The organism is Gemmatirosa kalamazoonensis, assembly GCF_000522985.1.
Classification (GTDB): domain Bacteria; phylum Gemmatimonadota; class Gemmatimonadetes; order Gemmatimonadales; family Gemmatimonadaceae; genus Gemmatirosa; species Gemmatirosa kalamazoonensis.
Map to the genome: position 1 here is coordinate 2,843,082 of NZ_CP007128.1, position 23,111 is coordinate 2,866,192.

Annotated in this window: 19 protein-coding genes; 8 read left to right on the top strand and 11 right to left on the bottom strand. The window is 73.3% G+C overall.

The window, feature by feature from the left end; all coding sequences use genetic code 11:
- Positions 1-12: 12 nt before the first annotated feature.
- From J421_RS12220 to J421_RS12230, 3 genes are read right to left on the bottom strand one after another with little or no spacing between them, the layout of a single operon-like run.
- Complete coding sequence (locus J421_RS12220) at positions 13-915, bottom strand: histone deacetylase family protein (RefSeq protein ID WP_201773008.1); 903 nt, start codon at positions 913-915, stop codon at positions 13-15.
- 17 nt (positions 916-932) lie between these two features.
- Entirely contained in the window at positions 933-1,916 is a 984-nt protein-coding gene (locus tag J421_RS12225; RefSeq protein ID WP_104022555.1) for a CPBP family intramembrane glutamic endopeptidase, read from the bottom strand.
- Complete coding sequence (locus tag J421_RS12230) at positions 1,913-3,211, bottom strand: M20/M25/M40 family metallo-hydrolase (RefSeq protein ID WP_148306287.1); 1,299 nt, start codon at positions 3,209-3,211, stop codon at positions 1,913-1,915. Before J421_RS12230 ends, J421_RS12225 begins: the two co-directional genes overlap by 4 nt.
- A gap of 37 nt (positions 3,212-3,248) precedes the next feature.
- Here J421_RS12230 and J421_RS12235 point away from each other — a divergent pair, with 37 nt between their 5' ends.
- Entirely contained in the window at positions 3,249-4,757 is a 1,509-nt protein-coding gene (locus tag J421_RS12235; protein WP_148306288.1) for a HEAT repeat domain-containing protein, read from the top strand.
- An 82-nt stretch (positions 4,758-4,839) separates the two neighbouring features.
- Here J421_RS12235 and J421_RS12240 read toward each other — a convergent pair whose 3' ends face one another.
- Positions 4,840-5,907: a M20/M25/M40 family metallo-hydrolase gene (locus J421_RS12240; RefSeq protein ID WP_104022556.1), complete on the bottom strand. Its 1,068-nt coding sequence runs from the start codon at positions 5,905-5,907 to the stop codon at positions 4,840-4,842.
- 76 nt (positions 5,908-5,983) lie between these two features.
- Positions 5,984-7,657 carry an amidohydrolase gene (locus J421_RS12245; protein WP_025411463.1) on the bottom strand — a complete coding sequence of 558 codons (1,674 nt, stop codon included), beginning with the start codon at positions 7,655-7,657 and terminating at the stop codon, positions 5,984-5,986.
- Between the two features lie 111 nt (positions 7,658-7,768).
- On the opposite strand from J421_RS12245, the gene J421_RS34345 reads away from it, so the two are divergent.
- The 5 genes from J421_RS34345 to J421_RS12270 all read left to right on the top strand — a co-directional run bounded on the left by J421_RS34345 (position 7,769) and on the right by J421_RS12270 (position 13,732).
- A complete protein-coding gene (locus J421_RS34345; RefSeq protein ID WP_158508770.1) occupies positions 7,769-8,437 on the top strand; it encodes an OmpP1/FadL family transporter in 669 nt (222 codons plus the stop codon).
- On the top strand, positions 8,434-9,264 hold the full coding sequence (locus tag J421_RS34350) for an OmpP1/FadL family transporter (protein ID WP_025411465.1): 831 nt from the start codon (positions 8,434-8,436) through the stop codon (positions 9,262-9,264). The genes J421_RS34345 and J421_RS34350 overlap by 4 nt, the downstream gene beginning before the upstream one ends.
- A 7-nt stretch (positions 9,265-9,271) precedes the next feature.
- The gene (locus J421_RS12260) at positions 9,272-10,555 is read left to right on the top strand and encodes an SGNH/GDSL hydrolase family protein (RefSeq protein WP_025411466.1); all 1,284 of its coding nucleotides are present in this window, start codon (positions 9,272-9,274) and stop codon (positions 10,553-10,555) included.
- Between the two features lie 128 nt (positions 10,556-10,683).
- Positions 10,684-11,817: a trypsin-like serine protease gene (locus tag J421_RS12265; RefSeq protein WP_025411467.1), complete on the top strand. Its 1,134-nt coding sequence runs from the start codon at positions 10,684-10,686 to the stop codon at positions 11,815-11,817.
- Positions 11,818-11,887: 70 nt separating this feature from the next.
- A complete protein-coding gene (locus J421_RS12270) occupies positions 11,888-13,732 on the top strand; it encodes a stage II sporulation protein M (RefSeq protein WP_025411468.1) in 1,845 nt (614 codons plus the stop codon).
- A gap of 178 nt (positions 13,733-13,910) precedes the next feature.
- Here the strand turns inward: J421_RS12270 and J421_RS12275 are convergent, their stop codons facing one another.
- The 6 genes from J421_RS12275 to J421_RS12300 are packed head-to-tail and all read right to left on the bottom strand — an operon-like array spanning position 13,911 to position 20,269.
- Positions 13,911-15,287, bottom strand: a complete 1,377-nt coding sequence (locus tag J421_RS12275) for a DUF58 domain-containing protein (RefSeq protein ID WP_104022559.1) — start codon at positions 15,285-15,287, stop codon at positions 13,911-13,913.
- Positions 15,284-16,279: an AAA family ATPase gene (locus tag J421_RS12280; protein WP_025411470.1), complete on the bottom strand. Its 996-nt coding sequence runs from the start codon at positions 16,277-16,279 to the stop codon at positions 15,284-15,286. The genes J421_RS12275 and J421_RS12280 overlap by 4 nt, the downstream gene beginning before the upstream one ends.
- Entirely contained in the window at positions 16,276-17,523 is a 1,248-nt protein-coding gene (locus J421_RS12285; protein ID WP_025411471.1) for a DUF4350 domain-containing protein, read from the bottom strand. The genes J421_RS12280 and J421_RS12285 overlap by 4 nt, the downstream gene beginning before the upstream one ends.
- The gene (locus tag J421_RS12290; RefSeq protein ID WP_025411472.1) at positions 17,516-18,133 is read right to left on the bottom strand and encodes a DUF4129 domain-containing protein; all 618 of its coding nucleotides are present in this window, start codon (positions 18,131-18,133) and stop codon (positions 17,516-17,518) included. Before J421_RS12290 ends, J421_RS12285 begins: the two co-directional genes overlap by 8 nt.
- An 11-nt stretch (positions 18,134-18,144) precedes the next feature.
- Positions 18,145-19,095, bottom strand: a complete 951-nt coding sequence (locus tag J421_RS12295) for a hypothetical protein (protein ID WP_148306289.1) — start codon at positions 19,093-19,095, stop codon at positions 18,145-18,147.
- Positions 19,096-19,105: 10 nt separating this feature from the next.
- The gene (locus J421_RS12300) at positions 19,106-20,269 is read right to left on the bottom strand and encodes an acyl-CoA dehydrogenase family protein (protein WP_025411474.1); all 1,164 of its coding nucleotides are present in this window, start codon (positions 20,267-20,269) and stop codon (positions 19,106-19,108) included.
- A gap of 67 nt (positions 20,270-20,336) precedes the next feature.
- Between J421_RS12300 and J421_RS12305 the strand changes: the two genes are divergently transcribed.
- Both J421_RS12305 and J421_RS12310 read left to right on the top strand, forming a co-directional pair.
- The gene (locus tag J421_RS12305; RefSeq protein ID WP_025411475.1) at positions 20,337-20,975 is read left to right on the top strand and encodes an Ig-like domain-containing protein; all 639 of its coding nucleotides are present in this window, start codon (positions 20,337-20,339) and stop codon (positions 20,973-20,975) included.
- A complete protein-coding gene (locus J421_RS12310) occupies positions 20,972-22,834 on the top strand; it encodes a hypothetical protein (protein ID WP_025411476.1) in 1,863 nt (620 codons plus the stop codon). Before J421_RS12305 ends, J421_RS12310 begins: the two co-directional genes overlap by 4 nt.
- The last annotated feature ends 277 nt before the right edge of the window (positions 22,835-23,111 follow it).

A 23,111-nucleotide genomic window follows, 5' to 3' on the forward strand; every position in this document is an offset into this window, starting at 1 on the left:
CGGACAACCTAGTCACGCGAACTGCCGGGCGACGCGCACGGTGTTGAGGTGCACGGCGACGGTGTCGCGCACGTCGCGGCCGTATCCGCCGGCGATCGTTAGGCACACCGGGAGGCCGACGTCGCGGCACGCCTCGAGGACCACGGCGTCGCGGCGCATGAGCCCATCGAACGTGAGCCGCAGGCGGCCGAGCCGGTCGTGCTCGTGCGGGTCGGCGCCGGCGAGATAGACCACCAGGTCGGGCGCGGCGTCGCGCAGCACGCGCGGAAGATGGTGGCCGAGCAGCTCCAGGTAGCGCTCGTCGCCGGTGCCGTCGTCGAGCTCCACGTCGAGCGAGCCGGGGATCTTGTGGAACGGGAAGTTGCGCGCGCCGTGCATGCTGAACGTGAACACGCTCGCGTCGCCGGCGAAGCACGCGTGGGTGCCGTTGCCCTGGTGCACGTCGAGATCGACGACGCACACGCGCCTAACGGATCCGGCGCGCTGCAGCCGGCGGATCGCGACGGCGACGTCGTTGAACGTGCAGAACCCCTCGCCGCGGTCGGGAAAGGCGTGGTGCGTGCCGCCGGCGAGGTTCATCGCGACGCCGTCGACGAGCGCCGCGGCGGCGGCCTCGCACGTGCCGCGCACGACGCGGTAGGCGCGCTCCACGAACGCCTCGCTCCACGGAAGGCCGATGCGCCGCTGCTCCGCCGCGCTCAGCGTGCCGGCGGTCACCGCGTCGACGTAGCGCGGCGTGTGGACGAGCAGCAGGTCCTCGCGTGGCGCGCGACCCGGGTCGTGCAGCCGCGCCGGCGTGACGAGCCCCGCCGCGAGCACCGCGTCGCGCAGCAGAGCGTACTTCGGCATGGGGAAGCGATGCCCGTCGGGCAGCGGGATCGCGTAGGCGGCGGACGACCAGAGGTGCAGCGCCATGCCCGACGGGTGTGACGTTAGGCGGCCGAGGCGAGCGACGTGTGGAGCGGCTCGTCGGCCACCCGCGCCCGGCCGACGCTCCGCAGCAGCGCGACCAACGCGAGACAGCTCAGGAAGAACGCGGCCGCGGACGGCCAGAAGATCGACGGCGTGTTGGCCCACCGCTGCAGCACGTGCTCGTCGATCCCCGGCGCGGCCGTGCCGCCGCCGAGCAGCATGCCGTTGTAGATCGCGTGCAGGATGACGCCCGGCCAGATGGACCGCGTGGACCACGCGAGGTAGCCCGCCGTGAGGCCGAAGATGACGCGCACCGGCAGCCCGAAGAGCTGGAAGTGCGCGAGTCCGAAGATCACCGCCGTGGCGATGATCGCCGTGCCCGGGGCGAAGCGCCGCTCGAGCCGGCTCTGGAGCCAGCCGCGGAACAGGAACTCCTCGAGCAGCGGCACGAGCACCGCGGCGAGCGTCACGACGGTCGCGATGCCGAACGGCAGCTGGAGGAACGCGGTGAGCGGATCGTCGCGGTCGTGCGGGATGGGAATGAACCGCGGCACGACGACGAGCGAGGCGTAGACAGCGACGACGACCGCCGCGGCGATCATCGGCAGCCGGACCATGGCGGCGCGCGGCGGCACGCGCAGCCGGAACGTCTCGCGCCGGTAGCTCGCGAGCCGTCCGCCGCGCACCACGAACCACCAGACGAACAGCGCCGCCAGCGCGAGGTTGTAGAACAGCCCCGCCAGCGGCGGGATGACGGGCTGCAGCGGCGCCCCGTTGCGCATCGCGAGCGGGTTCGCCGGGAACACCGACATGCTGTGCAGCACCGTCCACAGCAGGAACGCGCCGACGGTCTGCCACCACTCGGGCCGGGGAAGGGCGGGCGCGGGCTCGTGCTCCGGCGCCGGCTCCGCGGCCATGCCGGGCTCCGTGAACGGCGTCGTCGTCGGCTCCATGACCGATTGCGTCATCTGCGGCGTCTCCTGCGGCGTTGGCGGTTCCGTCATTCGCCACGCTTCCCGAGCGTGACCGTGAGCGTGACGCGCTCACCCATCGTTCCGCGCTGGACCACGACGCGAACGACGTCACCAGGCTTGTAGGCGTTCAGGGCGTCGGTGTAGGAGTACAGGTCGGTGACGACCCGGTCCCCGAACTGTACGACGACGTCCCCCGCCTTCACGCCACCTTTGTCCGCCGGGCTGCCCGGGGTGACCCCGGTGAGGCGCATCCCCGCGGCGTCGGAGCCCATGTCGGGGATGCTGCCGAACCACGGGCGCGGTCCCGCCGTCGGGTCGGAAGCCATGCGCTGCGTGGTCGCGGTCGGCGTGAACGTGAGGCGGCCCGGCCGGTCGGCGATGGCCCGCGCGATCGCGTGGCCGAGGTCCACGACGCGCGCCTCGCCCGGGGCATTGATCTTCTCGACGTCGTCGCCCGCCGCGTGGTAATCGGGGTGGACGTCGGTGAAGAAGTGGAGGACGGGGAGCTCCTTGAGATAGAACGGCGCGTGGTCGGACGGCCCGACGCCGTCGGGAAGCGTCTTCAGGGCGAGGCGCGGCCCGGCCGCGTTCAGCGAGTCGACGAGCCCGGGCAGCTCCGGCGCCGTGCCCACGCCGTAGACGAGCAGCTTGTCGTTCGCGAGGCGGCCGACCATGTCGAAGTTCAGCATCGCGACGACGCTGTCGAGCGGCACCGGCGGGTGGTCGACGAACCACTGGGAGCCGAGCGCCCCTTCCTCCTCGCCGCTGAACGCGACGAGCAGCACCGACCGGCGCGGCGGGTGCGCCGCGAGCAGCCGCGCCAGCTCCAGCACCGCGGCCGTCCCCGAAGCGTTGTCGTCGGCGCCGTTGCGGATCGCGGTGCCGGTGTCGCTCGCGAACAGCCGGTCGCGGCCGAGGTGGTCATAGTGCGCGCCGATGACGACCGACTGGCCGCGGAGCGCCGGGTCGCGGCCCGGAACGATCGCCACGACGTTCTGGCTCGTCAGCTCCGGCGACCGGCCCGCGTGGGCGAACGCGGCCACCTGCGCGGTGAACCGCTGCTCGACGGTGCTCAGGCCGAGGGCGCGGAAGCGTCGCGCGATGTACGCGGCCGCGCTGTCGTTGCCCGGCGAGCCCGCGAGCCGTCCCTCCAGCCGGTCGTCGGCGAGGTAGGCGACGTCGGCGTGGATGCGGGCGGCGTCGGCGGTGGAGGGGGCGCCGCGGGCCCCGCCCGGGGTGCCGGCGGTGCGGCAGGCGGCCAGCAGGATCGCCGCGGCGGCCGCTGCTCCGCGGCCGCCGAGTCGGCGGAACGTCATCGGGGACATGGAGTTGGCGCGATGCGCCGAGGTGGGAGCCGCCCGAATGTTAACGCCGCCCGGCGTCGCCGGCAGCCTGCGGCGTGGACGCCTCAACTTCGGCGGGGCCGCGTCGATACTCGATCGCATGGAGCCCCAACTCGCCTTTGCCCGCACCCTCTCCCGTCTCGTCGGACTGCTTCGGCATTCCGGCAGCACGATCGAAGAGGTCAAGGACACGCTCCGTCTCGCCGTCACCCACTCCCGGGAGCGCACCATCGCGTTCCGGCTCGACGAGTGGAAGCTGGCGCTGGACGGGGACGTCGTGCCGGCGTCCGCGACGGGGATGGAGGAGCTGACCGAGCAGCTGAAGGCGCACGGCGTGCGCGAGCTCACGATCCGGCAGTTCGCGTCGGCGTCGGAGCTCATCAAGCTGGTGCGCCTGCTGGCCGAGGAAGCCGTCATCGACCCGCAGGAGTTCGCGCAGCGCATCGCCGCGCAGAAGCTGTGGAACGTCGACGTGACGGCTGCCGCGGCCTCCGATCCGTCGCCCGAGCCGACCGCGCCGTCGCCCGACCACCTGAAGGTCGAACACCACCTCGCACGCGTGCGACAGGCATCGGTGCCGCTCGACGCGACGCACGCGCTCGCGGAGCTGGTGGAGCTGACCGACCAGCACATGGAGGCGGGGCACGCCGAGGCGGTGGCCGAAGTGCTCGTCGGGCTCTGGCGGATCGAGCGGGAGGTCTCCGACGAAACGATCAAGGCCGCCTGCGCGAAGACGATCGAGCGGCTGTCGCGGCCGCACCTGACGCGCCTCGTCGCGCAGCTGCTGCCGGGGCTTCTCTCGGCGGGACGCCAGAAGGAGTACGCGGAGCACCGCGACGCGGTCGGCCGGTGCGGCAACCCGGGTGCGGCGGCGCTGCTCGCGCATCTCATGGCGGCCGACTCGTTCGAGGAGCGGCGGGTCTTCTACAACGCGATCGTCGAGCTGCGCACGGGGATCCCGATGCTGATCGACGCGCTCGGCCACCCGCAGTGGTACGTGGTGCGCAACGCGGCGAGCCTGCTCGGCGAGATGCGCGAGCCGCAGGCGGACGGCCCGCTCGCCCGACTGCTCGAGCACCGCGACGAGCGCGTGCGCGAGGCGGCCGCCGCGGCGCTGTCGCGGATCGACACGCCGATCGCGCGCATCGCGCTCCAGCGCATGCTGCAGGACCGCTCGCCGCAGGTGCGGCTGCACGCGGCGGGCGCGTTCGCGGCCTCGCCGGCGAAGACGGCCACGCCGCTCGCCACGGCGCTCGAGGCGGAGAGCGACACGGACGTGCAGCTCGGGATCATCTACGCGCTCGGCCGACTCGGGACGCCGGACGCGGTGCAGAAGCTGGTGCGCGCGGTGATGCCGTCGAACCTGCGTCCGCGCCCGGTGAGCTTCCGCATCGCCGCCCTCGAAGCGCTCACCGCCGCCCGCGGCAACTCCGCGATGCCGACGCTGCGCACGCTGCTGACGGACGCCGAGCCCGCGGTGCGCGACGCGGCCAAGCGGCTGATCGCGACGACGGCGCTGGCGTCGTAAGCATAGAGCGTGGAGCGTAGAGCGCAGAGGGGGCCCTGAGGACTGAGTTCCCCAGGGCCCCCTCTACGCTCTACGCTCTGCGCTATCTCTCAGTGAAGTCCGCGTTCTTCCCGACCGCGCGGCAGGTCTCGGCGATGAGCTCCGCGGAGCGATCGAGGTCGTCGACGGCGACCATCTCGCTCGGCGAGTGCATGTAGCGGTTCGCGACGGAGACGAGCGCGGTGGCGATGCCCTCGGCGGCGTTGTGGATCGCGTCGGCGTCGGTGAACGACTCGCGGCCGGCGGCGTGCAGCTGGTACGGGATCTTCAGCCGCTCGGCGGCGTCGCGCACCATGTTGAACACGATCGGCGAGACGATCGAGCCGCGCGTGAGCACGGGACCGCCGCCGAGGTTCGCCTCGCCGTGCTCCTTCTTGTCGACGCCCGGGTGGTCGGTCGCGAACGTCACGTCGACGACGATCGCCATGGCCGGCGCGACCTTCACGGCCGACGCGAGGGCGCCGCCGCCGCGCCATGCGATCTCCTCCTGCGTCGTCGCGACGGCCACGACGCGCGCGTCGCCGGGGCGCGCGGCGTAGCGCCGGAGCGCCTCGAGCACGACGAACGCGCCGATGCGGTTGTCGATCGAGCGCGACGCGATGCGGCCGTTCGGCAGCTCGAGCAGCTGCTTGTCCACGACGCCGGCGTCGCCGACGGACAGGCGGGCGAGCGTCTCCGCCTTGCTCGTCGAGCCGATGTCGACCCACAAGTCGCACATGCGCGACGCCTTCTCGCGCTCGTCGGGCTTGATGAGGTGGATCGGCTTCTTGCCGATGACGCCGACGACGTCACCGTCCTTCCCCATGAACCGCACGCGCTGCCCGACGAGCACCTGCGGATCCCAGCCGCCGATCGGGCCGACGTACGCGTAGCCCTGGTCGTCGACGTAGGTGACGATGACGCCGATCTCGTCGATGTGGCCGGCGAGCATGATCGTCGGCGACCCGCCCGGGTTCACGACGGCGATGCTGTTGCCCATCACGTCCCCGCTCACCGTGGCGAAGGTGCTCGCTTCGGCGCGCCAGACGCGCGCGGGGACGGTCTCGAAGCCGGAGGGGCCGGGCGCGTCGAGCAACCGCTTGAGGAACGCGTAGGATGTGTCGTTCAACATAGATTCGCACGCAACGCGAGCAGGGGAACCTTGTCAACCCCGGGGCTCGCCCCGCATCCAGGGTTCGCGACCGGGCTCATTTCGCCTCGTAGACCACCCGCCCGCCCATCCACGTGGACAAGACGCGCGTACCCAGGATCTGGTCATCGGGCACGCGCATGATGTCGCGGTCGAGCACCACGAAGTCGGCGTACTTGCCCGGCGTCAGGGAGCCCATGTCGCGCTCCTGGAACGCGGCGAACGCCGGCCACAGGGTCATCGACTTCAGCGCCTCCCCGCGCGTCATCCGCTGCTCGGGGAGCCAGCCGCCGGCGGGCCAGTTGCGCGCGTCCTGCCGCGACACCGCGGCGTGGAACGAGATGAGCGGGTTCACCTGCTCGACGGGGAAGTCGCTTCCGTTAGGCACCACGGAGCCCGCGTCGAGCAGCGACCGCCACGCGTAGGCGCCGAGCAGGCGCGCCGCTCCGAGGCGGTTCGCGGCCCAGTACATGTCGCTCGTCTGATGGCTCGCCTGCATGCTCGGGATCACGCCGAGCGCGGCGAAGCGCGGGATATCGTCGTGATTCAGGATCTGCGCGTGCTCGATGCGGAAGCGATGGTCGGCCACCGGCACGGCGGCGAGCGCCTTCTCGTACGCGTCGAGCACGAGCCGGTTGCCGCGGTCGCCGATGGCGTGCGTGTTCACCTGGAAGCCGGCTTTCAGCGCGCGCGTCGCGACGTCCTGGATGTGCGCCGGCGCGGAGACGAGCAGGCCGGAGTTCTTCGGGTCGTCGGCGTAGGGCTCGAGCAGCGCCGCACCGCGGGAGCCTAACGCGCCGTCGGCGTACAGCTTCACGGCGCGCTCCCACAGGCGACCGTCGTTCAGCGCGACGCGCGGCCCGCGAGCGAAGTAATAGGCGAGCGCCGCGCTGTCGTCGGCGATCATGACGTACGTGCGGAGGTCGAGCTCTCCCTTCGCCGCCATGTCCTCCATCAGCTCGATCACGGCGCGCGGCTCTCCCGGATCGTGCACGCCGACGAGCCCCCACCGGTGCGCTTCGGCGATGGCGCCCTTCAGCGCGGCGCGCTGCTCCTCGCGCGACGGCTGCGGCACGACGCGGTCGATGATGGCCATCGCGTTGTCGACGAACACGCCGGTCGGCGCGCCGGAAGCGTCGCGCTCGAGGCGGCCGCCCTCGGGGTCGCGCGTGCGCGCCGTGACGGCCGCGGCGCGCATCGCGGCGGCGTTCGCGAGCACCGCATGTCCGTCGACGCGCTCGAGCACCACGGGGTGGTCGGGGACGGCGCGCGACAGCGCCTCGTGCGTGGGGAAGCGCGTATCGCCCCAGTCGTTCTGGTCCCATCCGCGGCCGACGATCCATGATCCCGCCGGCGCCTCGCGCGCGCGCGCGGCGACACGCTGCACGACCTCGTCGTACGACGTGGTGCCGACGAGATCGACGTTGCGCAGCGCGAGGCCGAGTCCGAGCAGGTGTCCGTGCGCGTCGACGAGGCCGGGGAGGACCGTGTGCCCCTGCAGGTCGACGACGCGCGTCGCGCCGCCCTTCAGCGCGAGCGCGCCGCGCTCGTCGCCGACGAACAGCACGCGCCCGTCGCGCACGGCCATCGCCGCGGCGACGGGGCGCGCGCCGTCGACCGTGTAGATGCGCGCGTTCGTGACGACGAGATCGGCCGGCTGCGCGATGGTGGCGCGCGCGATGCCGAGGATGAGCAGCGCGGGAGTGACGAGCGGATGTCGGCGAGCGTGCATGAGGTCGGGACTTTGGCCGGGCGTTCCGGGCGTCCAGGTTACTCGGAGTCGGGCGACGCCGCCCGGATCATAGCGCAACCGTCTCTGCGCTTCATCTCAGGAGTCTCGCACATGACGTCTCGTGGGCGGGCGATCCGCGTGGCGGGCTGGTGGAGTGCCGTCGCCGCTTGCAGCCTGTCCGGCGTCGCGCCGCGCGTCGCGCGCGCGCAGGGCTTCGGGCTGAACGAGATCGGGAGCTGCGCGATCGCCCGCGGCTTCGCGGCGACCGGCTCACCGTGCGAGGACGTGTCGACGATCTACTGGAATCCAGCGGCGACGACGACGCTGCGTGGTCTCGCCGTGTATGCCGGGGCGTCGGCGATCGCGGTGAACGGGTCGTTCAGGGCGGACACGACCGGGAAGGTGTGGCCGAGCGAGGTGCCGACGGCGTACCCGCCGTTCCTCGGGGTGAACTGGACACCGGCGAGCCACCGCGTCGCGCTCGGCGTCGCGGCGTACGTGCCCTACGGGCTCACGTCGCAGTGGGCGCCGGACTTCGTCGGCCGCTTCAGCGCGCAGAAGGCGTCGCTGGCGAGCGTGTACGTGCAGCCTAACGTCGCGGTGGAGCTGGTACCCGGGAAGCTCTCGGTCGGCGGCGGCCCGACGATCGGCTGGTCGCAGCTCGAGCTGCGGCAGTCGATCGACATCTCGTCGCAGACGCCGCCGGGCGCGCCGTCGGGCGTCACGTTCGCGCAGCTCGGCATCGCGCCGGGCACCGAGTTCGCGCGCGCGCGCGCGTGAAGGGGAGCGCGAGCGGCGTCGGATTCAACGTCGGGGCGCACTGGCAGCCGACGCCGGCGCTCGGCCTCGGCGCGCGCTATCTGTCGAGGGTCCGATTCGAGTACGACGGCGCCGACGCGACGTTCACCCAGGTGCCGAGCGGGGTGACGCTGTTCCCGGGAAGCCCGATCATCCCCGCGGGCACCACGGTACCTCCCACCGGCGTCCCGTTCGACGCGGTGCTCGCCGGGCAGTTCACGGGGAGCGGGCTGCTGCACCCGGGTCAGCACGCGAGCACGCGGCTCGAGTTCCCCGCGCAGCTCCAGGTCGGCGTCGGCTACAGCGGGATCGCGAACACGACGCTCTCCGTCGACTACGCGCGCATCCAGTGGAGCTCCTTCACGACGCTACCCGTGGACTTCGGCCCCGGCTCGCCGCTGACGCGCACGTTGCGCGAGGACTACGAGAACTCGAACTCGCTGCGCGTCGGCTTCGAGCACCGCTTCTTCGCGACGTTCGTCGACCCGGACGACGTCGCCGCGACACCCGCGGCGCAGAACGGCGTCGCGCTGCGCCTCGGCTTCGCGTACGCGCAGACGCCGGCGCCCGACGTGACGGTGACGCCGCTGCTCCCCGACATGAGCCGCTTCAACTTCGCGGGCGGGTTGGGCATCCCGATCGGCACCACGTTCGCGCTCGACGCGTCGTACCTGCGCGTGGAGACACAGGGCCGCCGCGGACGCGTCATCGAGCGCACGGCGGACAGCCAGACGGCCGCGCAGCTCAACGGCGGCTGGTACACCCTGAACGCGAACGTCTTCTCGCTGAGCCTCAAGGCGCAGTTCTGAGCCGACCATGACCATGCGGATCCTCTCCCGTGCCGGCCGCCGCGCGCTCGTCGCCGGTGCGACCGCGGCGTCCGTCCTCGCGGCGTGCGCCAAGGACGCCGAGCTGCTCACGCCCCCGGAGCCGGCGAACAGCGCCGCGTTCATGGCGCGCTACGTCGCGCTCGGCAACAGCATCACGGCCGGCTTCCAGTCCGACGGGATCAACGACTCGACGCAGAAGCAGAGCTACGCGCGCCTGCTCGCGGCCGCGGCGGGCACGCGCTACGCGTACGCGGCCCTCGCCGGGCGCGGCTGCCGCCCGCCGCTCACGAACTTCCTGCTGCAGACGCGCGTCGGCGGCGGCACGGCGCTGACGTGCGACCTACGCGCGACCGGCTCGATCAACGCGGTGCTGAACAACGTCGCCGTGCCCGGCGCGAACTCGTTCGACCCGACGGGGCAGGCGGGCGGCGGCTACAGCGCGCTGACGACGTTCATCCTCGGCGGGCTGACCCAGGTGCAGAAGGCGGTCGAGGTCGACCCGACGTTCGCGACGGTCTGGATCGGCAACAACGACGTGTTGAGCTTCGCGTTAGGCGGCACGCGCGCCGGCGTCACCGATTCGTCGACATTCGTCCGCAACTACGCGCGGATGATCGACGACCTGCGCGCCGGGAGCCCGAACCTGACGAAGGGCGTGCTGATCGGCGTGGTGAACGTCGTGAACGCGCCGCTCGGGATCCCGATCTCGGTGCTCGATCAGGCAGCGACGCCGTCGCAGCCGGCGTTCGCGTACCAGCCGGCCGCGGCGGCGGCGGTCGTGTCGCTGCTCGGCCACCCCATCGCGTTCGCGCCCAACTGCAGCACGGGCACGCCGCAGATCTCCATCCCTGCACTGCAGGGGATCGCGACCGCGATCGCCGCGCTGCCGGCGGCGGCGCCGTTCACGTTCGTCTGTGCCGACATCCCCGGCGTCGCCACGAAGACCCCCGGGCTCCTCTCCGACGCCGACCGCACGTTCTTCGTCAACCGCGTGGCGGGGTGGAATGGCTACATCCACGCGAAGGCGGACTCGATCGGGTTCGCGTACTACGACCCGAACACGCGTCTCTTCACCTGGCGCGCGACGGGGCAGGTGCCGCCGTTCCCGAACCTCGCGGCGCCCGCGGGCACGTCGCCGTTCGGGCAGTTCGTGTCCTTCGACGGCGTGCACCCCTCGGCAGCGGCGCACCTGGTGGTGGCGCAGGATCTCGTCGCGCTCATCAACCAGAAGTACGGGAGCTCGATCCCGTCGCCGACGGCGAATCCGTGAGGCGGGGCCTGCGTTCGGGAGATCTCTTGCGCAACGGATGGGTGCACCTACTGTGGTGCCGGCACCACACCCTCCCGTAGGCGCGTTCGTCCCCCCGGCGCCGGCCACCCTGCCTCGCGGAGCCCCGCATGCCCGCCCGACCCGCTCGAGTCGCGCGCCGTCTCCTCTCCGTCGCGACGCTCTTCGTCGCGACGGTCGCCGCCGCCCAGCCGCTGCCGACGCTGCCGAAGACGGCGGATCACGTGCCGCTGATCCTGCGCAGCGACATCCTCGGTCTGGACGGCACGGTCGACCCGTCGCTCATCAACTTCTTCGACGCGGTGGTCGACGGCATCAACGCGAACGCGGTCGCGCGGCTCAGCGTCTTCATCACGCCGACGAGCGGATTCTCGTGCACGGGCGCGCTCGTCGGACCCCACACGATCCTCACCGCGGCGCACTGCGTGACCGACGATCTCACGGGCGATCTCGTGACGGGGCAGGACCGAGTGCGCGCGCGGTTCGTCGGCCCGGGCAACACGCCGGTCGACATCTGGTCGCGCTCGGTCGTCGTGCGGGACTCGTGGCAGGGCTTCTTCAACCCGGCCTCCGACGGCGGTCAGGACGTGGCGCTGATCGATCTCGATGGCACCATCCCGAACTGGCTGACGCCGTACTCGATCTTCCACGGCGACCCGTTCTTCCAGAACACGGACTTCATCGGCGCGGGGACGTTCGGCAACGGCGCGCTCGGCGACCTGGGATTCGACGGGCGGCGGCGGTGGGGGCAGAACCGCGTCGACCTCGTGTCCGACGAGTTCTTCGGCCCCGGCGACGGGATCCTGTGGACGGACTTCGACAACGGGCTGCGGCGCAGCGACGCGTTCTGCTGGGCGACGGGCGGCGGCGACCCGAATCCATTCTGCAACCGCGGCCGCGGCCCGACCGAGATGGGGCTCGGTGCCGGCGACTCGGGCGGGCCGCTGTTCATCGATCGACAGCTCGCCGGCGTGGCGTCGTTCGGCACGGTGTTCTGCGGCGATCCGGATTGCAACACGTTCGCCTCGCCGCCGCTGTTCCGGACGAACGTGATCGACGGGTGGGGCTCGCTGAACGGGTTCGCGAGCGTGCAGTACAACGAGGCGTGGATCCTCTCGCAGATCGCGGGCTTCAACTCGTCCGCGGTCGTCGTCTCGACGCCTGAGCCGACGACGATCGCGCTCACGGCGCTCGGGCTGCTCGCGCTCGGCGTGCACGCGCGGCGGCGCACGCGCGCGGACTGACGACGCTCGCCGTAGGCGATCGCGCGGGGCGGTGCTCTCCGGGCACCGCCCCGCGTCGTATCTTCACCGCATGACCGCGCCCGTGCTCCGTCCGTCCGCCACGCCGCCGCGACTCGAGAGTCGAGTCGACGTCGAGACGCCGGAGCAGGTCGTGCTCTCGTACACCGTGGCCGGCGTGGGCTCGCGCGCCGCCGCGGCGATCGTCGACGCGCTGATCTGCGTCGGCGCATTCGTCGTCGTCGGCATCGTGTGGAACGCGCTCGGCGCACCGGGACACGGGCGGCTCGGCGCCGCGGAGCGGTGGCTGTTCGCGATCGTCGTGTTCGCGCAGTTCGCGCTGCTGTGGGGCTACTACGTGCTGTTCGAGGTGCTGCACGACGGACAGACGCCGGGCAAGCGGCTGCTCGGGCTGCGGGTGGTGCAGGACGGCGGGCAGGCGCTCTCGCTCGGCGGCGCGGCGGCGCGCAACCTCGTGCGCATCGTGGACATGCAGCCCGCGTTCACGTACCTCGTGGGCATCGTGTCGGCCGCGATGTCGCCGCGCGGGCGGCGACTCGGCGACGTCGTGGCGGGCACGATCGTGGTGCGCGAGCAGGCCGTGTCGGCGCCGTTCGCGGCCGATGTCGTGCCGGGCGCGCCTAACGATGCGGAGCGCGCGCTGCCGCCCGCGGCGCTGCTGAGCGACGAGGAGTTCGCGCTGCTGGAGCGGTACATGGCGCGCCGACAGGCGATCGACCCGGCGCGTCGTCAGGCGATCGCGCTGCAGCTCGCGCGCCGCCTCAAGCCGCGTGTGCCGACGGAGGTCGACGCGGGGCTCGGCGCCACCGACTACGCGTGGCTGGCCGCGCTGCACGACCGCGAGCGGCGGGCCCGCGCCGGCGTCGCGGTGCTGCGCGCGGCGGGAACGGCGCGTGGGTCGTCGCCGACGGCGCTGCCGCACGCGCTCGTGGCGCGCGGCGCGGGGCGGTGGCGAGAGTTCGCGGCGCTCTTCGCCGCGGTGCAGCGGCGACGCGGCGGGCTGCGCGCGCTCGGCGAGGACGAGGTGAGCGACTTCGTCGCGCGCTACCGCGAGGTGGCCACCGACCTCGCGCGCCTGCAGACGGCCGCGCGCGGCCGCGACCACGACGCGGTGTTCTATCTCGCGCGGCTCGTCGCGGCGGGGCACAACCTCGTGTACCGGCGCGAGGAGTCGACCGCGCGCACGGCGATCGACTTCGTGCTGCGTCAGGTGCCGGCGGAGGTGCGCCGGTCGTGGCGGCCGATCGCGATCGCCGCGCTGCTGCTGTTCGCGCCGGCCGTCGCGTCGTTCACCGCCGTGGTGCGCGACCCCACGCTGGTGACGGAGCTGGTGCCCCCCAGCCTGCTCGAGCGCGCCGAGTCGGGGCAGCGCCGCGGGCCGCGCGGCGGCTACCTGCCGGAGGACGAGGCGGGCGCCCGCGGCCCGGTGCTGGCGAGCGTGATCATGTCGAACAACGTGCAGATCACGTTCGGCGCGTTCGCGTTAGGCATCACGGCGGGCATCGGCACGTGCTTCCTGCTCGTGATGAACGGCGTCGCCGCGCTCGGTGCGCCGCTCGGCCTGTACGCGAGCAAGGGGATCCTCGGCCAGATCCTCGGCTTCGTGCTGCCGCACGGCGTGCTGGAGCTGTCGGCCATCTGCATCGCGGGGGGCGCGGGGCTGCTGCTCGCGTCGGCGATCCTGCTCCCCGGCGCACGCACGCGGCGCGACGCGCTCGTGGACGAGTCGGCCCGCGCGGTGCGACTCATCTGCGCGTCGACGCTCATGCTCGTCGTCGCGGGACTGCTCGAGGGCAACGTGTCGCCGCTCGTGTGGCCGCTCGCGGCGAAGGGTGCCGTGTCGGCGGCGACGGCGGTGATGCTCGCGGGCTGGCTGTGGCCGCGACGGGCCGCGTGACCGTGGCACCGCTCTTACGGCTCCACGTACCTGCGTTCGTAGGACTGAAGAGGGACTGAAGGAGGACTGAAGAAGGAACCTTCAAGAGTCCTTCTTCAGTCCTCCTTCAGTCCCTCTTCAGTCCTCCGAAAACACGTACGTGGAGTCCCGGACCGGCGCGACCGCACGAGCCGCTGAACTACAGCGCCCCGCGCGCCTTTATCTCGAGGTAACGGTTCACCACCGCCGCCGCCATCGCCGCGGGCGCGACGTCGACGACGTCCACGCCGGCGCGCCGCATGCGCGCGAGCGCCTCGTCGCGCGCGGAGAGCAGCTCCTCGGCGGCGGCCGCGGCGTACGCATCGCGTGCGGGTGCGTCGGGCGCGGGGAGCGACGCGGCGACGAGCGAGTCGTTGCGCAGCGCGACGACGAGTGGCAGATGGCGCGACGCGCTGCGCCCCGCGACCGCGACGAGCACCTGCGACGCGCGCGCGTCGATGACGTCGGTGAACAGCACGACGAGCGCACGTCGGCGCTGCCGCGCGGCGAGCGTGCGGAACGCGGTCTCGTAGTCCGGCTCGACGAGCGTCGCGCGCGCGGGGACGAGCGCCGAGCGCACCCGCCGGAGCGCGTCGGCGCCGGATGCGGGCGGCACCCACGCGCGCACCTCGTCGTCGAACAGCAGCAGCCCGACGTTGTCGCCCGACTGCACGGCGACGTCGGCGAGGAGCGTCGCCGAAGCGAGCGCGAACTCGAAGCGCGGCTGCGGCGGGTCGCCGGCGGCGAGCTGCGTCATGAGCCGTCCCGCGTCGACGGCGACGATCACCGTCTGCCGCTGCTCCACGGCGTACTCGCGCGTGATCGGCTTGCCGCGGCGCGCGGTGGCCTTCCAGTCGACGTGGCGCGGATCGTCGCCGGGGAGATACTCGCGCAGCGACGCGAACGACGTCCCCTCGCCGCGCCGCCGCAGCGCACGCAGGCCGGCCTCGCGCAGTCGGTGCTCCGCCGCGAGCAGCCGGTAGCGCCGCACGCCGGCGAGCGACGGCGCGACGGTCACCTCGTCGTCGAGCGCGACACGGATCACGCGCGCGACGAGGCCGAGCGCTCCCTCGACGCGAAGCGCCGCGGGGCCGAGCGCGTGCCGCCCGCGCGCGCGTCCCACGAACGCGGCCGGTACGGTGGCGGCGCCTAACGGCGGTAGGCGCACCGCGGTCGCGGGCGGCTCGTGCGACTCGTCGTCCACGCCGGCGTCGGCGCCCCCGGCGCGAAGCCGTACCACGGCCGGCGGCAGCGCGTCGAGCAGCGTGACGGTGAGCGCGCGCGGCCACCGCGACGTCACCCGATACGCTCCCTCGGCGCGGTCGCCGAGTCCGACGACGTCGGGGAGCTCGCGCGCCACCTCGACGTCGCGCGCGCCCGGCGCGCGCAGCCAGTCGCTCGCCGCCGCGGCGACCAGCGCGCCGAGCAGCGTGGCGCCGACGACCACGCCGGCGGTGCCGGGCAGCAGCCACGCCGGCGCGACGAGCGCGGCGGCGAGCGCCAGGCGGCGCGTCGGCACCACGCTCGTCGCTCTCACTGTGGCGCGGGAACGCGCGTGAGCAGCGCCTGCAGCACGTCGTCGGCCGTGCGTCCCTCGACCTCGAGCTCCGGGGCGACGCGCACGCGGTGGCGCAGCACGGCCGGCGCGAGCGCCTTCACGTCGTCGGGCGTGACGAAGTCGCGACCGTCGAGCAGCGCCGCGGCGCGAGCGGCGCGGAGCAGCGCGACCGTCGCGCGAGGCGAGCCGCCTAACGTGAGCGCGGCGTCGTCGCGGGTCGCGCGCACGAGCGCCACGACGTAGGCGCGCACTTCCGGGGCGACGCGCACGCCGTCCGCCGCGTCGCGCAGCGCGCCGAGCGTCGCGGCGTCGAGCTCCGGCGCGGGCGGTGCGCTGCGCTCGGGATCGAAGCCCTCCGCGTGGCGGTCGAGCATCGCCGCCTCGGCTTCCGCGGTCGGATAGGGGACGACGACCTTCAGCAGGAAGCGATCGAGCTGCGCTTCGGGGAGCGGGTAGGTGCCCTCGTACTCCACCGGGTTCTGCGTCGCGAACACGGTGAAGAGCCCGCCTAACGGCCGCGGCTCGCCCTCGACGGTCACCTGTCGCTCCTGCATCGCTTCGAGCAGCGCCGATTGCGTCTTCGCCGGAGCGCGGTTGATCTCGTCGGCGAGCAGCAGATCGGTGAACACGGGCCCGGGATGGAACTCGAAGCCGGCGGCGCGATCGGGTCCCTGCGTGCGCAGCACGCTCACCCCGGTGACGTCCGCGGGCATGAGGTCGGGCGTGAACTGGATCCGCCCGAAGCGCGCGCCGAGCGCCGCGGCGAGCGTGCGGACGAGCAGCGTCTTCGCGACGCCGGGCACGCCCTCGAGCAGCACGTGGCCGCGTGCGAGCACGGCGACGAGCGCGTCGTCGATCGCCGCGTCCTGTCCGACGACGCGCTGGGCGACCGACGCGCGCACGCGGCCGAGCGCCTCGACGACGCGCGCGTGGTTGGAGAGCGGGGCTGGAGACTCGGCGGGCTCGGTCACGTCGGCGGTGTGCGTGGGGTGAGGGCGCGATCGACGCGTGCGGCGGCGGTGGCGAGCGCCGCCGGATCCGCGTCGGCATGCTCGGTCGCAGCGAGCAGACGCTCGACATCGTCGGCGACGGCGGGGCGGCGCGACGCGACGGTGCGCAGGAACGCGGCGTCGCCGTGCGGATCGCCGGCGCGCCACACGCCGCGGCCGTGTCGCCGGCGGATGCCGCGCGCGAGACGGCGCGCGACGACGCGCGTGGCGCCCACGTGCGCGTACGCACGCGCGAGCGCATCCACGTGCTCCAGCGGCGAGCGGCGCGCCGTGCGGGCCCGCGGGGCAGGGGGGAGCGCGCGCGCGCCGGCGGCGGCCAACAGCACCAGCGCCGCGAGCGCGAGCTGCAGCGTCGCGCGGCCACCCGGTGTGCTCGCGAGCGCGCGTCGGACGACGCGGAGCGGATGCGGCTCGCCGGCACCGCTCTGATGGTACTCGTCGAACACGATGCGGCGCTCGCCGCCGGCGACGGCGAGCCACTCGGCCATGCGCACCGCCGCCACGCCGGCGCCCCACCGGCAGACGCGCAGCACGTCGTTGCGCAGGAGGTCGGGATCGGCGATCGCGACGACGCGGCCGCGGCCTAACGGAAAGCCGCGCGCGGCGTCGAACGCGCCCCGTCTGCCACCGCGCAGGAACTGCGTCTCGGCGCGCGCGAAGCGAACGGCACCCGGCTCCGGGCGCCGCGAGAGCAGGTAGAGCGTGTGCACCATGCCGTCGGCCCACGTGATCGCGCCGCCGGCGCCCCACGGTCCGGCGGGACAGCGCACCGTGTCCTCGCGCTCGGGCGCGAGCGTCCCCGCGTTCACGCTCGCCGAGTAGCCGAGCGAGTCGGCGAGCGGCGTGTGGTTGGTGACGACGACGAGCAGTCCCGCGCCGCGCCGCACCGCGTCGAGCAGCACGCCGACCTCCGACGCGCGCAGCGGCGTGCGCGGGTCGAGCACGGCGTGCACGACGCGCGGCTGCGGCGGCTCGGCGAGCTGGCCGGCATACGCCGCATCGCGCCGCTCGACGCGCCAGCCCACGCGCTGCAGCGTCTCGGCGAGCGCGCGCGCACCCTGCGGCGCCGCGGACCGCGACGACAGCCGCGCGTCGCCGGTGCGTCCCTCCTCGGGGCTCACGAGCAGCGCGGCGACGAGCAGCAGCACGAACACGCCGCCCACGACGCGCGGCGTCAGCACGCCGCCCAGCACGCGATCAGCCACGGCGCGGGGACTTCGCGTCCCCCAGCGGCAGCGTGCGATTCGCGGCATCGAGCAGGCGCGCGAACTGCGCGCCGTCGCACGTGCCGAGCCCGTACACCACGCGGTCGTAGTCGCGCGCGAACTCGCGGAACGGCGCGAACGCGCGCGAGCCGAGGCCGCGCAGGTCGCGCGCGTAGTCGCCGGCGGTCTTCGACGGGTGCAGCGACAGGCGCTCGTGCCGCGCGAGGCGCGCGAGGAGCGCGGCGTACAGCGCGTGCGCCGCGTCGGTGAACGCGCCGGCGGCGGCGAGCGTCGCGGCGACGCGCCATGGGTCGGCCGCCGCCGCGCCGCGCGCGCCGTCGATCGCGCCGCCGGCTGCCTCGCTACGCCGGCGCGCGAGCCACCACCACCGCGCGACGCCGAGCGCGGCGAGCGCACCGACCGTCGCAACGAGCGCCCACGTCAGGAGCGGCGAACGCTGCGCCTCGCCGCGGATCAGCTCCATGAGCCGGGCGAGCCATGCGAGGATCTTGCTCCACAGTGTCTCCCGCACCGTGCGGTCGTACGCACGCTGACGGAACGTCGCCTCGAGCGCGGCGCGGACCGCGGTGTCGGCGGCGGGAGGGAGCACCGCGGGCGGCGTCAGGGCCGCGCGCCCTCGGCCATCGTCGGCTCCGCGTCGAGCTCGCGCGCCAGCAGCTCGATGTCGAGCCCCTCGTGCCGGATGCGCAGGTCGTAGTACAGCACCGCGACGAGCACCGCCCCGAACGCGTAGACGGGGATGTTCACGATGTTCGCGAGCACCGAGGCCGCGGTCGGGCTGCCGAGCACCATCGCGAGCAGCATCGTGCCGCCGAACACCACCACCAGGAAGATCGCGCCGACGAGCAGCAGCAGCACCGTCAGGCGCCGGAGCGAGCCGCGGGAGAGCTCACGCGCGCGGCGCATGGTGGCCGTCACGCCGAGCTGCTCGTTCGCCGCCACGGCAGGCAGCGTCACGTAGCGCGCGACGAGCCAGGCGCCCGCTCCGAGCATGCTGAGGAACGTCACGACCATGACGACGACGCCGATCATGCCGACCACCATGGTGCCCGCCGTGTTGCCGCCGATGCCGCCGGCGATGAGGCCGATCGCGCCCGCCAGCAGACCGAACGCGGTCGTGAACACGAGGACGACGCCGATGAGCTGCACGAACACCAGGAGGTACGTCAGCAGCCCCGCGCCGAGCAGGACGCCGGCACGCGGCCACGCGCGGCGGATCGCCTCCACCGGATCGATCGGCGTGCCGTCGACGTACGCGCTCGACGCCGCGCCGACGAGCGCGCCGAACGCGACGAGGAACCACATCGTGACGACGACGATGACCGGCAGCATGACCACGACCGCGCTCAGCACGTCCGTCGGGCGCGCGCTCGTGCGCGCCGTCTCCAGCGCGTCGCCGAACAGCAGCGAGTTCACGAGGCTGAACGCGAGGCTGGGGATCGTCAGCACGGTCGCGAGCAGCAGCAGCGGCCGCGCGTTCTGCTTCAGCAGCTGCACGCTCGCGTCCACGACCTCGGGGCCGGAGCGGGGGCGGAGATGCCAGGCGGGCACGGAGCGACTCCTACTTGAGGACGGCCTTCGCGATGGTCTGGAGCTGCATGTTCGACGTGCCCTCGTAGATGGTGCCGATCTTCGCGTCGCGGTAGTACTTCTCGACCGGGTATTCCTTCGTGTAGCCGTAGCCGCCGAACAGCTCGACGCACAGCGACGTCACGCGCTCGGCCACCTGCGACGAGAACAGCTTCGCCATCGCGCCCTCGCGGGCGATGTCCTGGCCCGCGTCCTTGAGGCGCGCGGCGTTGTAGACCATGAGTCGCGCCGCCTCGAGCTCCGTGGCCGCCTGCGCGACCTGGAACTGGATGCCCTGGAACTCGGCGAGCGCGTGGCCGAACTGCTTGCGCTCCTTGAGGTACGACGTCGCCGCGGCGAGCGCGCCGCCGGCCACGCCGATCATCTGCGCGCCGATGCCGACGCGGCCGCCGTTCAGCGTGTCGATGGCGATCTTGTAGCCCCGGCCGACCTCGCCGAGCACGTTCGCGTCGGGGACGAACACGTTCTCGAAGTGCAGCGCCGTGGTGCTCGACGCGCGGATGCCCAGCTTGTCCTCCTTGCGGCCCACCGCGAAGCCGTCGGTGCCCTTCTCGACGACGAACGCGGTGATGCCCTTGTAGCCGGCGTCGGGGTTCGCGTTCGCGAAGACCACGAAGATCTCCGCCTCACCGCCGTTCGTGATCCACAGCTTGGAGCCGTCGAGCCGCCAGCCGCCGTCGGCCCGCGTGGCGCGCGTCGCGAGGCCGAACGCGTCGGAGCCGGAGCCGGGCTCGGAGAGCGCGTACGCGCCGACGGTGCCGCTCGTTAGGCGGGCGAGGAACCGCTCGTGCTGGTCGGTGGTGCCGTACGTGTGCAGAGGATAGTTCACGAGCGTGTTCTGCACGTCGACCTGGATGGCCGCCGAGGCGTCGGCCTTCGACAGCTCCTCGACGGCGAGGACGACCATCATCGACGTGCCGCCCGCGCCGCCGAGCGCCTCGGGCACCTCGATGCCCATGAGGCCCAGCTCGAAGAACTGGCGCGTGAGCGCGGGATCGATCTTGCCCGCCTGCTCCATCGCGTGCACCCGTGGGCGCACCTCGGAGTCGGCGAGGGCGGTGACGGCGTCGCGGAACATGACCTCCTCCTCGGAGAGGAGCGTCAGCGGCGGGCGGGAGGCGAGGTCGGTGGACATGAGGCGGTGGGAGGGGTGTGCCGATGGAAAATGCCGGCCTGGCCCTGCGAATTGTAGATTCCGCCCCATGCTTTCCTCGTCGCACCGTGTCGCCGTCGTCCTCCCGCTCGTGTCGCTGGTGTCGCTGCTCGCCGCGTGCGGCGGTGGGGGCGGCGAGCAGCCCGCCGCCACGCCCGCGTCCATCACCGCTGTCGAGCCGCCGGGCGGAACGCTCTCCGCCGTCGTCGGCTCGCCGGTCGCGGTCCGGGTGCGCGTCGCGGACGCACAGGGCAACGCGCTGCGCGGCGTCCCGGTCTCGTGGAGCACGTTCGCCGGCGGCGTGTCGGCCACGTCCAGCACGACGGATGTGGGCGGCGTCGCGACCACGACCTGGACGCTCGGTCCCGCGGCCGGTACGCAGTCGTTGAGCGCGACGGCCGGCTCGGCCCCATCGCTGACGTTCACTGCGACGGCCACCGCCGACCGCGCCGCCACCGTGACGATCGCCCGCGACACGACCATCGCGCTCGTGCCGGGCGCGCGCGTGCGCTTCACCGCGACGGTGCGTGACCGCTACGGCAATCCGGCCTCGGCGATCGTGCGCTGGTCGACGAGCGACGTGAACGTCGCGTCGATCGACAGCGTCGGGAACTTCCAGGCGTTCAACGCCGGCGCCGTGTCGGTCATCGCCGTCGCCGACACGGCGCGCGCGCGCAGTCCACCGTGACGATCGCTCGACCGGCGCCGTTCACGGTCACGCGCATCCCGACCGACACGCTGAAGGCGAGCGCGAATCTCACGCTCACCGGCGACGGGTTCGCGCCGGGCGCGATGTCGGCGTCGATCGCCGGATTTCCGGCGAGCATCCTCGACGTGACGTCGACGCGGCTGCTCATCGCCGTGCCGTCGGCGTCGGGGCTGCCGTGCGCGCCGCCGTCGGTCGCGCGCATCGTGGTCCGGCGCACGAGTGGCGGCGTGGTGGACTCGGTCGTCGGCGAGGCGCCGCTCGACCCCGCGACGCCGCGCATCCTGGCGATCGGCCAGCGCGCCGTGCTCGCGCGGCCGGACGAGCTGCGGTGCACGCGGCTGGAGCATGGTGGCGAGTTCGTCGTGTCGATCTACGACGCGAGCACGACCGCGCCGGGCGGCGTCGCCGCGCAGCTTCGGGGGCGGTCGATGGGCGGCACGATCGCCGTGCGCGCGCCCGTCGCCGTGCGCGCGGCCGCGGCGGCGCCGCGCGTGCAGCCCGATCCCGTCGCCCTCGCGCACGCGGTGCACCTGGCGCGCGAGCGCACGCGCCTGAGGGCGTTAGGCGCGCGCGCCGTGGCGCCGCCGCCCCGCCGCCCGCTCGGCGCGCGCGCGGTGGCCGTGCCGGCGGTCGGCGACGTGGTGACGCTGAACGCGATGTACTTCGACTGCGCCGCGCCGACGCCGGTGCGCGCGCGCGTCGCCGCGGTCGGCGCGCACAGCCTCGTGGTCGAGGACACGGCGGCCGCCGGCGCGGGGTCGCGCGACGCGCTGTACCGCGACCTCGCCGACGAGTTCGATCGCGTCATGCTTCCGATCGTGACGACGTACTTCGGCGATCCGCTCGCGCTCGACGCGAAGTTTGGCGGCGACGGCCGCGTGCGGATCCTGTTCACGCCGTACGTGACGGACAGCGTGCCGAACACGTTCGGCTTCATGACGGGATGCAACTTCGTGCCGAAGACGCAGCTCGCGTCGAGCAACGAGGCCGCGGTGTTCTACGCGCGCCTGCCGCTCGGCGTGGAGACGGCCACCGAATGGCGACGGCAGCTGCGCGCGACGCTCGTGCACGAGACGAAGCATCTCGCCGCGTACGCGGAGCGGTTCGCGCGCGCGGGGGCGGGGCAGCCCGTGCTCGAGGAGACGTGGCTCGAGGAGGCGACGGCGCGCGTGGCCGAGGAGCTGTACGCGCGCACGTTCTCGGGCGCGACGTGGAAGGGGAACGCGGCGTTCGCGCCGACGGTCGGCTGCGAGCTCACGTCGTGCGACGGCCGTCCGATCGCGATGCTGAAGCACTTCTCCGCGCTCGGCGACTACTACGCGCGCGTCGACTCGCTCACGCCGCTCGGTCCCGTGTCGCGCTTCGACGGGTCGTTCTACGGCAGCGGGTGGCTGCTCGTGCGGTGGGCGGCGGACAACTTCGCGTCGGACGAGGCGGCGTTCTTCCGCGCGCTCACCACCGAGACCGCGGTGACGGGGATCCAGAACCTCGTGCGCCGCACCGTGCGCGCGCCGTACGACATGCTCCCCGACTGGTCGCTCGCGCTCGCGGTGGACGATCGCCCCGGCTTCACGCCGCGCGACGCGACGCTGACGATCCCGAGCTGGAACACGCGCGACGTGTTCCGCGGTCTCAGCGCCGCGAACCCGATCGGCTTTCCGCGGCCGTTCCCGCTGCTCGAGCGCACGGCGTCGTTCGGCGACTTCGTCGTCGACGTGCCGCTGCTGCGGTCGTACACGTCGGCGTTCGTCGAGCTGTCGGGGCCCGTGGGGACGAAGCAGCTCCTCTCGCTGCAGGCGCCGACGGACGTGGGGCTGGCGATCGTGCGGGTGCGGTGAGCGGCGCGCGCGAGTCCGACTCCTCGACGGGCCGACCCTCCCAAGGTTTCGGATAGCGGATCAGCGGATTCGCGAATCCGCTGACCCGCTTACCAACACACGAGGGGTTTTCTCCGGCGAGGCGATGTGAGATCGAGCCGCGATGCTCGGCGCCGCGATCCCGGGATCCGGTGTGCGTCGGATTGGTACCGCGGCTCGATCAGCGCACAGCACCTTGGGCGAAGGGGGGGGAGCCCCCCCCTGGTAACTGCGATCCGGCGCGCCGTGTCCCGTGGCG

What these genes read in the sequence shown, in the direction of transcription:
- J421_RS12265 (WP_025411467.1), top strand. Translation starts at nt 10,684, where the DNA reads ATGCCCGCCCGACCCGCTCGAGTCGCGCGCCGTCTCCTCTCCGTCGCG.
- J421_RS12225 (WP_104022555.1), bottom strand. Translation starts at nt 1,916, where the DNA reads ATGACGGAACCGCCAACGCCGCAGGAGACGCCGCAGATGACGCAATCG.
- J421_RS12240 (WP_104022556.1), bottom strand. Translation starts at nt 5,907, where the DNA reads ATGTTGAACGACACATCCTACGCGTTCCTCAAGCGGTTGCTCGACGCG.
- J421_RS12235 (WP_148306288.1), top strand. Translation starts at nt 3,249, where the DNA reads ATGTTAACGCCGCCCGGCGTCGCCGGCAGCCTGCGGCGTGGACGCCTC.
- J421_RS12270 (WP_025411468.1), top strand. Translation starts at nt 11,888, where the DNA reads ATGACCGCGCCCGTGCTCCGTCCGTCCGCCACGCCGCCGCGACTCGAG.
- J421_RS12260 (WP_025411466.1), top strand. Translation starts at nt 9,272, where the DNA reads ATGACCATGCGGATCCTCTCCCGTGCCGGCCGCCGCGCGCTCGTCGCC.
- J421_RS12245 (WP_025411463.1), bottom strand. Translation starts at nt 7,657, where the DNA reads ATGCACGCTCGCCGACATCCGCTCGTCACTCCCGCGCTGCTCATCCTC.
- J421_RS12300 (WP_025411474.1), bottom strand. Translation starts at nt 20,269, where the DNA reads ATGTCCACCGACCTCGCCTCCCGCCCGCCGCTGACGCTCCTCTCCGAG.
- J421_RS34345 (WP_158508770.1), top strand. Translation starts at nt 7,769, where the DNA reads ATGACGTCTCGTGGGCGGGCGATCCGCGTGGCGGGCTGGTGGAGTGCC.
- J421_RS12305 (WP_025411475.1), top strand. Translation starts at nt 20,337, where the DNA reads ATGCTTTCCTCGTCGCACCGTGTCGCCGTCGTCCTCCCGCTCGTGTCG.
- J421_RS12230 (WP_148306287.1), bottom strand. Translation starts at nt 3,211, where the DNA reads ATGTCCCCGATGACGTTCCGCCGACTCGGCGGCCGCGGAGCAGCGGCC.
- J421_RS12220 (WP_201773008.1), bottom strand. Translation starts at nt 915, where the DNA reads ATGGCGCTGCACCTCTGGTCGTCCGCCGCCTACGCGATCCCGCTGCCC.